The 13,374-nt window shown below is 64.1% G+C and carries 14 protein-coding genes; 9 read left to right on the plus strand and 5 right to left on the minus strand.

Annotated elements, in window-relative coordinates; translation table 11 throughout:
- Positions 1-78: 78 nt before the first annotated feature.
- Together grxC and KAQ61_RS12370 are read right to left on the minus strand one after the other, a co-directional pair.
- Positions 79-336, minus strand: a complete 258-nt coding sequence (gene grxC, locus KAQ61_RS12365) for a glutaredoxin 3 (RefSeq protein ID WP_210929353.1) — start codon at positions 334-336, stop codon at positions 79-81.
- 92 nt (positions 337-428) lie between these two features.
- Positions 429-836: a rhodanese-like domain-containing protein gene (locus tag KAQ61_RS12370; protein WP_210929354.1), complete on the minus strand. Its 408-nt coding sequence runs from the start codon at positions 834-836 to the stop codon at positions 429-431.
- 137 nt (positions 837-973) lie between these two features.
- On the opposite strand from KAQ61_RS12370, the gene gpmA reads away from it, so the two are divergent.
- From gpmA to KAQ61_RS12390, 4 genes are all read left to right on the plus strand, one after another.
- Complete coding sequence (gpmA, locus tag KAQ61_RS12375) at positions 974-1,717, plus strand: 2,3-diphosphoglycerate-dependent phosphoglycerate mutase (RefSeq protein ID WP_210929355.1); 744 nt, start codon at positions 974-976, stop codon at positions 1,715-1,717.
- A 104-nt stretch (positions 1,718-1,821) separates the two neighbouring features.
- The gene (locus KAQ61_RS12380) at positions 1,822-3,270 is read left to right on the plus strand and encodes a S41 family peptidase (protein WP_210929356.1); all 1,449 of its coding nucleotides are present in this window, start codon (positions 1,822-1,824) and stop codon (positions 3,268-3,270) included.
- 215 nt (positions 3,271-3,485) lie between these two features.
- Positions 3,486-4,238, plus strand: coding sequence for a HesA/MoeB/ThiF family protein (locus KAQ61_RS12385; RefSeq protein WP_210929357.1), 753 nt, complete (start codon positions 3,486-3,488; stop codon positions 4,236-4,238).
- Positions 4,239-4,333: 95 nt separating this feature from the next.
- Positions 4,334-4,702, plus strand: a complete 369-nt coding sequence (locus KAQ61_RS12390) for a response regulator (protein ID WP_042416807.1) — start codon at positions 4,334-4,336, stop codon at positions 4,700-4,702.
- Positions 4,703-4,776: 74 nt separating this feature from the next.
- Here KAQ61_RS12390 and KAQ61_RS12395 read toward each other — a convergent pair whose 3' ends face one another.
- Positions 4,777-5,409, minus strand: coding sequence for a response regulator (locus tag KAQ61_RS12395; protein WP_043381301.1), 633 nt, complete (start codon positions 5,407-5,409; stop codon positions 4,777-4,779).
- 151 nt (positions 5,410-5,560) lie between these two features.
- Between KAQ61_RS12395 and KAQ61_RS12400 the strand changes: the two genes are divergently transcribed.
- The 5 genes from KAQ61_RS12400 (at position 5,561) to KAQ61_RS12420 (ending at position 9,477) form a co-directional block, all read left to right on the plus strand.
- Positions 5,561-6,928: a sensor histidine kinase gene (locus KAQ61_RS12400; RefSeq protein WP_210929358.1), complete on the plus strand. Its 1,368-nt coding sequence runs from the start codon at positions 5,561-5,563 to the stop codon at positions 6,926-6,928.
- Positions 6,929-7,172: 244 nt separating this feature from the next.
- Positions 7,173-7,340: a DUF1328 domain-containing protein gene (locus KAQ61_RS12405; RefSeq protein ID WP_042419538.1), complete on the plus strand. Its 168-nt coding sequence runs from the start codon at positions 7,173-7,175 to the stop codon at positions 7,338-7,340.
- Positions 7,341-7,402: 62 nt separating this feature from the next.
- Positions 7,403-7,840 carry a hypothetical protein gene (locus tag KAQ61_RS12410; protein ID WP_244982885.1) on the plus strand — a complete coding sequence of 146 codons (438 nt, stop codon included), beginning with the start codon at positions 7,403-7,405 and terminating at the stop codon, positions 7,838-7,840.
- 114 nt (positions 7,841-7,954) lie between these two features.
- Positions 7,955-8,275 carry a BON domain-containing protein gene (locus tag KAQ61_RS12415; RefSeq protein WP_042419574.1) on the plus strand — a complete coding sequence of 107 codons (321 nt, stop codon included), beginning with the start codon at positions 7,955-7,957 and terminating at the stop codon, positions 8,273-8,275.
- A gap of 116 nt (positions 8,276-8,391) precedes the next feature.
- A complete protein-coding gene (locus tag KAQ61_RS12420; protein ID WP_210929359.1) occupies positions 8,392-9,477 on the plus strand; it encodes a zinc-binding metallopeptidase family protein in 1,086 nt (361 codons plus the stop codon).
- Positions 9,478-9,540: 63 nt separating this feature from the next.
- On the opposite strand, the gene KAQ61_RS12425 is transcribed toward KAQ61_RS12420, so the two are convergent.
- Together KAQ61_RS12425 and KAQ61_RS12430 are read right to left on the minus strand one after the other, a co-directional pair.
- Complete coding sequence (locus KAQ61_RS12425; protein ID WP_210929360.1) at positions 9,541-10,344, minus strand: PhzF family phenazine biosynthesis protein; 804 nt, start codon at positions 10,342-10,344, stop codon at positions 9,541-9,543.
- A 515-nt stretch (positions 10,345-10,859) separates the two neighbouring features.
- Positions 10,860-13,274, minus strand: coding sequence for a putative bifunctional diguanylate cyclase/phosphodiesterase (locus KAQ61_RS12430; RefSeq protein ID WP_210929361.1), 2,415 nt, complete (start codon positions 13,272-13,274; stop codon positions 10,860-10,862).
- Positions 13,275-13,374: the final 100 nt, after the last annotated feature.

Consider the following 13,374-nt stretch of genomic DNA (forward strand, 5'->3'; position numbering starts at 1 on the left):
AAAAAGGCCCGCTGGCAGTGGCTGCGACAGCGGGCACTTGGGGTGGCATTATGCAGCGCGGCGCTGCGACCCACGACCTCAGGCGTTGAGCAGGGGCAGCAGTCCGCCCTTGGCGTCCAGCGCGATCAGGTCGTCGCAGCCGCCGACATGGGTCTCGCCGATGAAAATCTGGGGCACGGTGCGGCGGCCGGTGATCTGCATCATGTGGTCGCGCGCAGCGGGGTCGCTGTCGATGCGGACTTCTTCGATCTGTTCCACCCCCTTGGACTTGAGCACCTGCTTGGCGCGCACGCAGTAGGGGCAGACGGCGGTGGTGTACATCTTCACGGCTTGCATGGGGAAATCCTTGTCAGTCTGGAAACAGGGGCCACGAAAAAGGGGCCTCGCGGACCCCTTGATGGTAGGACAGCTGGAAAGAACCAGCCGGCTTAGGCCTTATCCACCGGCAGGCCGGCATCGCGCCAGGCCTTCATGCCACCGGCCAGGGCCTGGGCCTTCTCGAAGCCCAGCTTCTTGGCCTGGCCTTCGGCGCGCACGGCGCGCGCGCCCTTGTCGCACACCAGGATCACGGGCACGGCCTTGTTCTTGGCCACCTGGGGCAGGCGCTCGTCCAGCTGCGACAGGGGGATGTTCTTGGCGTTGGTGATGTGGCCCTTCACATATTCCTCGGGCTCGCGCACGTCCACCACCACGGCTTTTTCGCGGTTGATCTTGGCCACGGCGTCGTTGGGCTGCAGCGAACCACCGCCCACGCCCTTGAGGCCAGGCACCAGCAGCAAGCCACCAGAGACCACCGCCAGCAAAATCAGATACCAGTTTTCAACAATGAACGTCACGTCAGTCCTCAGGTTGGCAAAGTGCGCAATTCTAGAGCGACAGCCAACGCCCTGGACAATCCAAGCCATACAGGCCGGTGGTGCGGCCTAAAATAGCGGGCTGATACTTTTCCCTCCGTATTTCTTCGAAAGCCGCCATGTACAAGCTCGTGCTGATCCGCCACGGTGAGTCCACCTGGAACCTTGAAAACCGCTTCACCGGCTGGACCGATGTGGACCTGACGCCCACCGGCGTCTCGCAGGCCATGTCGGCCGGCAAGCTGCTCAAGGCGGAAGGCTTCGAGTTCGACCTGGCCTACACCTCGGTGCTCAAGCGCGCCATCCACACCCTGTGGTACGCGCTGGACGAGATGGACTGCACCTGGCTGCCCGTGGTCAAGGACTGGCGCCTGAACGAGCGCCACTACGGCGGCCTGCAAGGCCTGAACAAGGCCGACATGGCCAAGCAGTACGGCGACGAGCAGGTGCTGGTCTGGCGCCGCAGCTACGACACCCCCCCACCCGCGCTGGAGGCCACCGACCCCCGCAGCGAGCGCAGCGACCGCCGCTACGCCGCCCTGCAGCCCGCGCAGATCCCCCTGACCGAATGCCTGAAGGACACCGTGGCGCGCGTCGTGCCGTTCTGGACCGAAACCCTGGCGCCCCAGATCCAATCCGGCAAGCGCATCGTGCTGGCCGCCCACGGCAACTCCATCCGTGCGCTGGTGAAGTACCTGGACAACATCGCCGACGATGCCATCGTGGGCGTGAACATCCCCAATGGCATCCCGCTGGTGTACGAGCTGGACGCCAACCTCAAGCCCATCCGCAGCTACTACCTGGGTGACGCCGAAGCCGCCGCCAAGGCCGCCGCGGCCGTGGCCGCCCAAGGCAAGGCCTGAAAGTTGTAACACCCTACCTGCCTGCGGGTGGTTGGGCCGGCGCCCGTTCACCCGCCAGGCAGCGGCGTGTATATTGTGCAAGCGGATAAGTAACAGAAGAGTCTATGGGCCAAAAACTCAAAATTGCTGGATGGGTGTCGCTCGGCGTGCTGGCCGGTGCCTTGACCACGGTATCGCTGCAAACCGTTGCACGCGGTGGCATCTCGCCCCTGCCGCTGGAAGAAATCCAGCAGCTGTCGGCGGTGTTCGGCATCATCAAGACCGACTACGTCGAGCCCGTGGACGACAAGAAGCTGATCACCGATGCCATCTCCGGCATGGTGTCCAGCCTGGATCCGCACTCGCAGTATTTCGACAAGAAATCCTTCAAGGAATTCCGTGAAGGCACGTCTGGCCGCTTCGTCGGTGTGGGCATCGAGATCACGCAGGAAGACGGTCTGATCAAGATCGTCTCCCCCATCGAAGGTTCGCCCGCCGACCGCGCCGGCCTCAAGACCAACGACCTGATCACCAAGATCGACGACACCGCCGTCAAGGGCCTGAGCCTGAACGAGGCCGTCAAGCGCATGCGCGGCGAGCCCAAGACCAAGGTGCAGCTGACCATCTTCCGCAAGGACGAGAGCCGCACCTTCCCCGTGACCATCACGCGCGAAGAGATCAAGACCCAGTCCGTCAAGGGCAAGCTGGTCGAGCCCGGTTACGCCTGGGTGCGCCTGAGCCAGTTCCAGGAACGCACGGTCGACGACTTCGTGCGCAAGATCGAAGAGATCTACAAGGAAGACCCCAACGTCAAGGGTCTGGTGCTGGACCTGCGCAACGACCCCGGTGGTCTGCTGGATGCGGCCGTGGCCATCTCCGCCGCCTTCCTGCCCGAGGGCGTGACCGTGGTCAGCACCGACGGCCAGCTGGAAGAAAGCAAGTCCGTGTTCAAGGCCGCGCCCGAGTACTACGCGCGCCGTGGCCAGGGCGACCCGCTCAAGCGCCTACCCGCCGCCCTGAAGAAGGTGCCCCTGGTGGTGCTGGTGAACGAAGGCTCGGCCTCGGCCAGCGAGATCGTGGCCGGCGCCCTGCAGGACCACAAGCGTGCCACCATCATGGGCAGCCAGTCGTTCGGCAAGGGCTCGGTGCAGACCGTGCGCCCCCTGGGTCCCGACACCGGCCTGAAGCTGACCACCGCGCTGTACTACACCCCCAGCGGCAAGTCCATCCAGGCCAAGGGCATCGTGCCCGACGTGATGGTCGATGAAACCGCCGAGGGCGATGTCTACGCCGCCCTGCGCATGCGCGAAGCCGACCTGGAAAAGCACCTGGGCAATGGCGACGCCTCGGCCGAAGCCGAAGCCTCCGCTGCCCGCGAGAAGCTGCGCGAAGAAGCCCGCAAGCGCCTGGAAGAGGACACGAAAAAGCCCGTTTCCGCGCGCCGCCTGCCCGAGTTCGGCTCGGACAAGGACTTCCAGCTGCAACAGGCGCTGAGCCAGCTCAAGGGCCAGCCCGTCAAGGTCAGCAAGACCCTGACCGAGCGTCCACCCGAGAAGAAGGACAAGGACGAATAAAGCTTTTCATAGCTGCCAGCGCGCGATCTGCCTGGCTTTCAAAGTCGAAACACATTGAAAGTCTTGTAAATCCAACGCTGCCAGCTCATGTTTTCATGAACGCCGGGTGCCTTGTGTCCCGGCTTTTTTCATCGCCGTGCCACGCCGAATGGCCGGCAGCCGCCCCCAGCACCGCGGCGCGGCGGTGATGCACCACGGCGCCGGCCCCTCCCGCCATGAACGACGACCAACTCCTGCGCTATTCGCGCCACATCCTGCTCGACGAAGTCGGCATCGAAGGCCAGCAGGCCCTGCTGGACGCCCACGTACTGATCATCGGTGCCGGCGGGCTGGGCTCGCCCGCGGCCCTGTACCTGGCCGCCTCGGGCGTGGGCCGCATCACCCTGGTTGACCACGACACCGTGGACCTGACCAACCTGCAGCGCCAGATCGCCCACACCACGGCCCGCGTGGGCCAGCCCAAGGCCAGCTCGGCGGCCCAGGCCATCCACGACCTCAACCCCGACACCGAAGTGCGCTGCATCCAGCAACGCGCCGATGCGGCCCTGCTGGACGAGCTGGTGGCCCAGGCGACGGTGGTGCTGGACTGCTGCGACAACTACCGCACGCGCCAGGACGTCAACGCCGCCTGCGTGCGCCACCGCGTGCCCCTGGTGGCGGGCGCCATCATCCGCCTGGACGGCCAGATCACCGTCTTCGATCCACGCCGCGAGGACTCACCCTGCTACGCCTGCCTGTTTGCGCCCGAGGCCGACTTCGAGGAAGTCCAGTGCTCCACCATGGGTGTGCTGGCCCCCCTGGTCGGCATCATCGGCAGCATGCAGGCGGCCGAGGCCTTGAAACTGATCGCCAACTTTGGCGAAAGTCTGACAGGCAAATTACTGATTCTGGACGGCCGCAGCATGGAGTGGTCGCGTATGCGCACCAGCCGCAACCCCGATTGCTCCGTATGCTGTAACAAGAAGTAGGACTATGACTACAGTGGTGTGTACCCAGACGGCGCAGAATTGGCTTTTGCTTTGCTGCATGCTGTCCGTGTCGCCCTTGTAGAGATTTCCCTGCCGTGAAATTACGTACTTTTTTCGTTGAAGACAACGCCACCATCCGAGAGAACCTGGTTGAGACGTTGCTTGAACTGACGGACGTTCAGCCCGTCGGGTACGCGGAGACCGAGGCCGAAGGCAAGGCCTGGCTCACCGATCCCCACAACGCGTGGGATCTGGCCATCGTCGACCTGTTTCTGCGCCAGGGCAGCGGGCTGGGGGTGGTGGCCGCCTGCCAGCAGCGGCAACCCCACCAACGTGTGGTGGTGCTCAGCAACTACGCCACCCTGGATGTGCGCCAGCGCTGCAAGGAACTGGGTGTGGATGCGATCTTCGACAAGTCCAACGAGATCGATGCGCTGCTGGACTACTTCATGGAAATGCAGTGACCTCCTGCCGGTCCCCGGACAAAAAAAAAGCTGACCTCGGTCAGCTTTTTTGATGGGACGGGCCACGCCGCTGATCAATCGATCAGCTTGTTCTTCAGGGCGTAGTACGTGAGATCGCTGTTGGACGACAGCGCCATCTTCTCCATCAGGCGCGTGCGGTAGGTGCTGACGGTCTTGACGCTAAGCGACAGCGACTTGGCGATGTCGCCAGCGGTTTCGCCCTTGGCCAGCTTCAGGAACACCTGGAACTCGCGCTCCGACAGTTGCTCGTGGGGCGGCGCATCGTCCTTGCGGTTGAGCTGCTGGGCCAGCAGATCGGCCACAGTGGGCGTCAGGTAGCGGCGGCCCAGCGAAATGGTGCGGATCGCCTCGGCGATTTCCTTGGGCTCGCACTCCTTGTTCAGGTAACCGCTGGCGCCCTGGCGGATCAGGTTGATGGCGTAGTGCTCTTCCGGATAGCCACTCAGGATCAGGATGCCCATGTCCGGCGCCTTGGCGCGCAGCATGGCCAAGGCATCCAGGCCGCTTTGCCCGGGCATGGACAGATCCATCACCAGGACATCGATTTCCTGCTGACGCACCAGGTCGATCGCTTCACGACCATTGCTGGCCTCACCGACCACGCGCAGGTCCACGTGTTCCGACAAATACTGGCGCAGACCTGACCGTACGATGGAATGGTCATCCACGATACCTACTTTGATCATCGAAGCCTCTCTCTATGTTGTGGGCCGAAGCCCTGAACTTTTTGGTTTCTACAGAACAGATTCCCTGCAAATCCTTGCACTGACTGGTCTCAAAGCATCTTGATTATGCAGAAGAACTGCACCAAACTCGCAATCAACTGGAGGATTGAATGTGAAATGGACCCAACTGCGCCGCATGGCAATCAGCCTGCCCGTGGCGATTTTTGCCGCCTGCCTGATGATTGGCATCAGTGAATATGGCAACAAGCAAACCAGCCAATCCCTGAGCAACCTGGCCCACGCCTACGACACGCGCACCGCACTCAGCACTCTGACCAAGGAGATGCTGGATGCAGAAACCGGCCTGCGCGGCTACCTGCTGACCAGCGACGAAAACTACCTCAAGCCCTACAACGAAGCGATACAGAACATCAGCAGCACCCTGCAGCGCATCCGCCAGTTGATCGAAACCACGCCCCAGGGCATGGAATTTTTCGTGCCCATGTCGCACAGCATCAGCCGCAAGACCGCGGAGATGGACCTGAGCCTGCGCCTGTTCCGCGAAGGCAATGCCGATGCGCTGAAGTTCGTCATGTTCACCGACATGGGCAACACGGACATGAGCAACATCCGCGAGCTCGCGCGCAAGCTCGACACGCTGACGGCCGAGCGCGCCGGTCGCTACCAGCAGGACATCAACAGCTCGCTCATCATGGCGCGCATCGGCGTGGCCACGGTCACGCTGTTCGGTCTGTTCGCTTTCTATCTGTACCTGCGCCAGAACAACATGGTGGACCGCCTGCACAAGCGCGAACAGGCCCTGCTGTCCGAAGAGCGCTCACGCCTGGAAAACCTGGTGCGCGAACGCACCGCCACCCTGACCGAATTGGCCAACCACCTGCAACAGGTGCGTGAAGACGAACGCGGCCACTTGGCCCGCGAGCTGCACGACGAACTGGGCGCCTTGCTGACGGCCGCCAAACTGGACGTGGCACGCCTGAAGTCGCGCATCGACATGGGCAACCCCGAGATCGCCGACCGCATCAAACACATGACGGAGACGCTCAACAGCGGGATTGCGCTCAAGCGCCGGATCGTGGAAGACCTGCGCCCCTCCTCCCTGGCGAACCTGGGGCTGTCGACCTCGCTGGAAATCCTGACCAGCGAATTCGCCCAGCGCAGCGGCATCGAGGTGGAGGCCATCTTCGAAGCCGTGGAACTGCCCGAGGCCACCGAACTGACCATCTACCGCCTAGTGCAGGAGTCGCTGACCAACATCGGCAAGTACGCCAAGGCCAGCCAGATCCAGGTCACGGTGCACCGATACCCGACCTATGTGGCGGTGCAGATCAAGGACAACGGCGAGGGCTTCGACCTTGCCAGCATCCGCCCCAATTCCCATGGGCTGGCAGGTATGCGCCACCGCGTGGAAGCGGCCGGCGGACGCCTGACCATCAACTCGGCCCTGGGTGCCGGCACCACCGTGTCGGCCATCATTCCCACAGGCGCCACCCCGGCCGAGACCATAACTGCGATCTGAGCCCGTGCCCGGGCCAGCCCCTCATGCCACCTGCGGGTGGCTTTTTTTGGGGGTGCTTGGGGGCGCTGCTGCCCGTCACCCAGTTGCCGGTGTAGGCGTGGCCCCACACGCAGCACGCCCGCCGGACTGACAAGCAGCCTCCCCCGGTACTGGCACGGCACCCGGCCGAAGCCGCCTACAGTAGGAACCCTGATTCGTCTCAAAGCACAACGAATTCAAGCAACTACGAACGAGGAGGCTCACCATGCTGCACTACGCCGTTGTTTTTCTCATCATTGCCCTGGTCGCGGCCATCTTTGGCTTTGGCGGGATCGCTTCAGGTGCCGTTGGCATCGCCAAGATTCTGTTCTTCATCTTTGTGATCATGGCCGTCATCAGCTTTGTGATGAGCCTGCTGAAAAGCAAAAGCTAAGCCGGATGGCGTGCCCCTGCCGCCTACCCATGGCCCTTCCAACCAGCGACAAGGAATGATCGATGAACCAATTTGATGACAGCAAGAAAAAACTGGCCGAAGCTGCGGAACCCACCAAGGAGGCCGTGAAGGACGCCGCCCAGACGGCCCGCGACAGTGCCAAGGAGTTTGCCCAGGAGACCCGTGCCTCGGCACGCGAAGCCGCGCAGACCACCCGCGAAGCGGCCCACCACGCCATCGGCAAGGCCCAGGAAGGCCTGCGCACCGTGGAAAAGGAACTCAGCCCGGCCATTGATGACCTGTCCGCACGCGCCCAGGAATTCTGCAACAAAGGCATCCACCTGTGTGCCGAAGGCACGGATCGCGCACGCCGGCACTTCCAGCAGGCCGCCGAAACCACCACCCGCTATGTGGTGGAGCAGCCCGGCAAATCGATCCTGATGGCAGCGGCCGCCGGGGCGGCGATTGCAGCAGCCTTCCTGCTGGGCCGACGCCGATAAACCTGCTCATTTGCGGCCAGCCGCACTGCTTTTACCGCCCAGCGGCCGAAGCTGGACGATTGTTCCCCCCTGCTACACCAAAACCTACATAGAGGAGCTGAATCCATGCAATCCATGAAGCAATACACACGTGCCATCGCATTTGCCACCCTGATCGGTGCCACCGTCATTGGCGCCGCCGGCTGCTCGGTAGCCCGCAACCAACAAACCGTGGGCTCCTACGTCGATGACGCCGGCATCACCACCGCCATCAAGGCCAAGTTTGCCGAAGACCACACCGTGGCCGCTACCTCCATCAGCGTGGAAACCCTGAAGGGCACGGTGCAACTGTCCGGCTTTGCCAAGAGCCAGACCGAGAAGGACCGCGCCGAAGCCATTGCCCGCAACGTCAAGGGTGTGACCTCGGTGCGCAACAGCATCGTCGTGCGCCCTTGATCGGGCCACGCCGCGCTGCGACGGCGGTGGCTACCACCGCCTGCCATGGGCCGACCCAAGCCGGGTCGGCTTTTTCATGGGCAGCGCCCACACCGTTTTGTCGTTAAGCTTGCCGCATGCGTGCCTTTACCTGCGACCACTGCGGCCATCTGGTGTTCTTTGAGAGCACCGCCTGCGTGCATTGCGGCGCCCATCTGGCCTTTGTGCCTGAGTGGATGCGCATGGCCGCACTGGAACCTCATGCCACGCAGCCTAACGTCTGGCAGCCCCTGTCGACCACACACACACCGCACCTACGGCTGCGCATGTGCCACAACCGCAGCAGCGCCGGCAACCCCTGCAATTTCACGACCGATGCCGATGGCTCGCAGCCCTACTGCGTTTCGTGCCGACAAACCCGCTGGTTGCCCAACTTTGACAACCCACAGAACCTGCTGCGCGCCCACAAGATCGAAAACGCCAAGCGCTACCTGTTCTACACCCTGTCCTGCCTGCAATTGAGCGTGCTGCAAGGGTTTGCGGCGCCCACTTTCGATTTCCTGGAAGACCTGCCCGGCCAGCCCCCGGTGCTGACCGGCCACCTGAACGGCATCATCACGCTGAATGTGGCCGAAGCCGATGACGACGAACGGGCGCGCCGCCGCCAGGCCCTGTTCGAGCCTTACCGTACTCTACTGGGTCATCTGCGGCATGAGTCCGGCCATTTCTTCTGGGATGCACTGGTGCGTGACACCGCCTGGTTGCAGCCTTTCCGCGCGCTGTTCGGGGATGAGCGGGCTGACTATGCCCAGGCCCTGCAAGCCCACTATGCCCGCGGCCCACAGGAGCTGGCCGGTTGGCAACAGCAGCATGTGAGCGCGTATGCCGCCGCCCACCCGTGGGAGGACTGGGCCGAAACCTGGGCCCATTACCTGCACGTCATGGACCTGATGGAGACCGCCGCCAGCTACCGCGTGCAACTGCGGCTGCCCGGTCACATGGCCAGTTGGCCCCCGCTGGACAACCCCTTCGACACGCACAGCCTGCCGTTCGAGCACATCCTGCAGCAGTGCGTACCGCTGACACTGCTGCTCAACAGCCTGAACCGCAGCCTGGGCCACAACGACGCCTACCCGTTTGCCCTGTCGACCGGTGCCGTGGCCAAGCTCGGCTTTGTCCACCAGGTGGTGGGAGCCCACCGTGGGGCAGCAGGGCCAGGCTGATGCCGCTGCTGTAGCGGCCTGCAACTGCCAGATTTCTCGACCGCTGATCGCGGGCCGATGGCCCTAGACCGTGATCGTTCCGCTCAGGTAGCGGGCGCAATCGCCCGCGACGTCCACGCTCGATGCCGTCACCTCGCAGTACAGAGTGCCTGTGCGCCGCGAGGCCTGGTGGCCGATCAGGACCGAGTTGCCCAATTGTCCCGCCCAGTACGGTGCCAGCGCGGCGTGGATGGAACCGGTGACCGGGTCTTCGTCCCCGCCATTCGCAGGCCAGAAGTAACGGCTCACAAAGTCATAGCCCGCGCCAGGGTTCGCAGGCGCTGTCACGACCACATCGAGGGGACCCAGCGTTTGCAGGCGGGCCAGATCCGGCTGGACCGCGCGCACGTCCGCTTCGTTCGCATACACGGCCACATAGGCCTGCTCGTTCACCAGCACCGCGGATGGCGCAGGACGCAAGCCCTCCAGCAGCGCGTTGGGCACGTCGGCCAGTGGGCGCGCATCGCGGCGGGGGAACGTCATGACGATGCGACCGCTCGCCTGCAGCGTCGCCACCACGCTCCCCACGGCAGCGGCCCAGAATGTGAGGCGGTCGTGCCCCGGTTTGGATGCAAAAAGCACGCAGGCGCTGGCCAGCGTGGCATGGCCACAGAATGCGATCTCCTTGATCGGCGAGAACCAGCGGATCTCGAACGCTGCGCGGTCATCGATCCAGACCAGGAAGGCGGTTTCGGAGAGGTTGTTTTCGGTGGCAATCGCTTGCAGCGTCGCATTGGGCAGCCATGCTTCGAGCACGACCACGGCAGCCTGGTTGCCCTTGAATTGTTCGGAGGTGAACGCGTCAACGATATGGATTGGCAGTTGCATGGCAGGTGGGCAGGGGTGAGGGAATGGAGGTACCCGGTGGGCGTATGCCATGGGGCATGGCACAGGGCCGAGCACGAGGAAATCATAGAGGCTCAATATCTGCGGACTGGCCCCAACGACTGCCTTGAGCAGGTTGAATGTTTTCCACGAGGCTTCCACGGCCCAATGCCACTGGCCAAGCGAGAGCGTGCCACAAGCGGCTTTGACACGATCCTGCGAGAACAGGCTACCGCGTCACCATCTGCATGGCTTGCTCCGAGTGAACGCCCCATTGGCCACCGACATCCTTATCGCGATGGACGCAGCGCGCGACTGGGCGCACGAGAATGCCGTCCGATGTGCTCCAGCTCCAGGCAGTGACGAAGTCCGAACGCGGCGATGCACCCTGGGACACCTCCATCCCAACTGCAGCCGTATGCATCCAGGACCCGGCGGTCCATACACCCCGCTTGCCCTCGCGCCACATCAGGTCGCAGTGCCCGCCGGCACCCCGCGCAGGTCTGGAACGCTGTGTCTCATGGCGACACGCCATCCAGTCCCAGCGGCCCGGTCGGAAACTGCTCGATGGGCAGCGGGCGGGCAAACAGGTAGCCCTGGAACAGGGTGCATCCGCAGTCGGCCAGGAACTGCCGCTGCGCCAGCGTCTCCACGCCCTCGGCGATGATCTCCAGCTCCAGGGAGGTGCCCAGGTTCACGATGGCCTGCAAGATGGTGGCACCCTGGGTGCCGCTCTTGAGATCGCGCACAAAGCTTTGGTCGATCTTGAGCTGGTCCAGCGGCAGCTGGCGCAGGTACGACAGCGACGAATAGCCGGTGCCAAAGTCATCCAGGGAAAAGCCCAGCCCCAGCTGGCGCAGCTGGTGCATGCGCCGCACCACCTGGTCGAGATCGCCCATCACCAGGTTTTCCGTCAGCTCCAGCTTCAAGCCTGCAGGGCGGACCTGGTGGCGCTCGATGGTCTGGGCCACGAGCTGAGGGAAGTCCGGGTCCAGCAGCTGGCGCGCGCTGACATTGATCGCCAGCCGCAGGTGCTGGGTGGACGGCGCGCTTTGCCAGCGGCGCAGCTGCGCGCACCCGGTATCCAGCACCCAGGCACCAATGTGCAGGATCAGTTCGCTCTCCTCGGCCAGCGGTATGAACTCGGCCGGGGACACCGAACGGCCCGCGCTGGTGACCCAGCGCAGCAGGGCCTCCGCCCCCGCAATGCGCCCGTCGTGGTCCACCTGAGGCTGGTAATGCAGCACCAGTTCCCGACGCTCGATGGCATGGCGCAAGCCTTCTTCCAGCGCCGCCTTGTGCGCCACTGCAGCTTGCATCCAGGCATCAAAGAACATGATGGCATTGCGTCCGGCAGCCTTGGCCCGGTACAGCGCCAGATCGGCTTGGCTCAGCAAGGTCTGGGCGTCCTGCTCCTCCCCGCCCAACAGCGTGACGCCGATGCTGGTGGAGCAATAGAACTGCAGGCCGTTGAGCAGGTAGGGCTGGCTCAGCGCCAGGCGCAGTTGCTCGGCAATCGCCATGGACTGCGCCCGGGCTGCCTGCGGATCAGGGTCCAGCCCCTGCGCCAGCACCACGAACTCGTCGCCGCCCAGCCGGGAGGCCGTATCGCCACTGCGCACATTGGCGCTGATGCGCTGCGCCACCTCGACCAGCAGCTGGTCGCCCACGGCATGCCCCCGGGTGTCGTTGATGACCTTGAAGTTGTCCAGGTCCAGCACCATCAGCGCGCCGTGGGTCTGGTCCTGCTGGCAGGTCTGCAGCGCGCGCGGCAGCAGCTCCTGCAGCCTCCGGCGGTTGGCCAGTTGCGTCAGCGGATCGTAGAAGGCCAGTTGGTGGACTTTTTCTTCGGCCTCTTTCTGCTCGGTGATGTCCTGCATGTTGCCGAACCAGGCACACAGCCTGCCCTGGGCATCACGCTGCATCTGTGAACGCGAGCGCACCCAGCGCATCGCGCCATCCGTTCGGCGCTGCACCGGGTACATCATTTCCGATTCGCTCTGGGTGTCGCGCAACTGGGTCATCATCTGCGCCCATACCCGCTCGCGGTGCGCGGGATGCACCAGTTCCCGCCAACCTTCCAGAGTGCGCGAACCATCGGGCCGCAGTCCCAGTATGTCATCCAGCTGGGGCGAAGTACGGAATACCTCGCGCTCGGGGTCGTAGACGAAGTACCCGACCTTGGCCAGTTGCTGGGAATTGCTCAGCAAGGCCTCGCGTTCGCGCAGGCTCTCCACGGTGCGCCGCAGCTCGGCGGTCTGCTCCTTCACCCGCTCTTGCAGCGCCTGCTCCCGCTCGGCCAGCGACTCGGACAAGGCCTTGATGGTCAGGGTGTCGCGCATGGCCAGCCAGGTACGGCGGTGGTCCACCTGGGCCATGCCAAAGGTCATGCACCAGTAGACCGCCAGCGAGAGGGTCAGGCTGAAGCCCATCGGCTCCACATAGTGCTGCTGCAGCACCTGCAGCAGCAGGACCGCCCACGCACTACCGGCAAACACCGTCCACACACGCACAAAATGCGCCATGGTGGGAATCAGGAAGACGATGGTGATGCACAGCAGCATCAGGCGGTAGTAGAACAGCGCGTCCAGTTGGCCGGTCTGGACGATCAGGGGCATCAGACCCCAGATCACGCCGGCCAGGCCGGCCGGCAGACACTCCCAATTGACCAGCGTGCGGGCTGGCACACCGCGCTCCAGGGCCTGCAGCGCCCAGCGGCCAAAGACCGCACTGCCGATCAGGGGGAGGGCAATCAGCGCCGCCCACAGCACCAGGCGGCCATGGTCGACCACCTGCCAGTGCGGGAACAGCACCGCCACGATACCCAGCAGCCCGATGGGAGCCGCCGTGCTGGTGCGGTGAAACAGTTCCCTGGCCAGGGCCGCCTGCAAGGCGCCATGGGGGATGGTGATGGCGTCGGTGGAAGCGGCCATGCTCAGCCCCCGTGGGGGGCCTCAATGCCGCGGGCGGTGTGCGCCCAACGCCTACCCACATCCCCAATTCGGGCCGGCGCACGCCAGACACCATGCTGGG

This window comes from Comamonas aquatica, assembly GCF_018064205.1.
Classification (GTDB): domain Bacteria; phylum Pseudomonadota; class Gammaproteobacteria; order Burkholderiales; family Burkholderiaceae_C; genus Comamonas; species Comamonas aquatica.

Excerpts from the sequence above, each read along its gene's own strand:
- grxC (WP_210929353.1), bottom strand. The coding sequence starts at position 336 with ATGCAAGCCGTGAAGATGTACACCACCGCCGTCTGCCCCTACTGCGTG.
- gpmA (WP_210929355.1), top strand. The coding sequence starts at position 974 with ATGTACAAGCTCGTGCTGATCCGCCACGGTGAGTCCACCTGGAACCTT.
- KAQ61_RS12380 (WP_210929356.1), top strand. The coding sequence starts at position 1,822 with ATGGGCCAAAAACTCAAAATTGCTGGATGGGTGTCGCTCGGCGTGCTG.
- KAQ61_RS12385 (WP_210929357.1), top strand. The coding sequence starts at position 3,486 with ATGAACGACGACCAACTCCTGCGCTATTCGCGCCACATCCTGCTCGAC.
- KAQ61_RS12395 (WP_043381301.1), bottom strand. The coding sequence starts at position 5,409 with ATGATCAAAGTAGGTATCGTGGATGACCATTCCATCGTACGGTCAGGT.
- KAQ61_RS12405 (WP_042419538.1), top strand. The coding sequence starts at position 7,173 with ATGCTGCACTACGCCGTTGTTTTTCTCATCATTGCCCTGGTCGCGGCC.
- KAQ61_RS12410 (WP_244982885.1), top strand. The coding sequence starts at position 7,403 with ATGAACCAATTTGATGACAGCAAGAAAAAACTGGCCGAAGCTGCGGAA.
- KAQ61_RS12415 (WP_042419574.1), top strand. The coding sequence starts at position 7,955 with ATGAAGCAATACACACGTGCCATCGCATTTGCCACCCTGATCGGTGCC.
- KAQ61_RS12420 (WP_210929359.1), top strand. The coding sequence starts at position 8,392 with ATGCGTGCCTTTACCTGCGACCACTGCGGCCATCTGGTGTTCTTTGAG.
- KAQ61_RS12425 (WP_210929360.1), bottom strand. The coding sequence starts at position 10,344 with ATGCAACTGCCAATCCATATCGTTGACGCGTTCACCTCCGAACAATTC.
- KAQ61_RS12430 (WP_210929361.1), bottom strand. The coding sequence starts at position 13,274 with ATGGCCGCTTCCACCGACGCCATCACCATCCCCCATGGCGCCTTGCAG.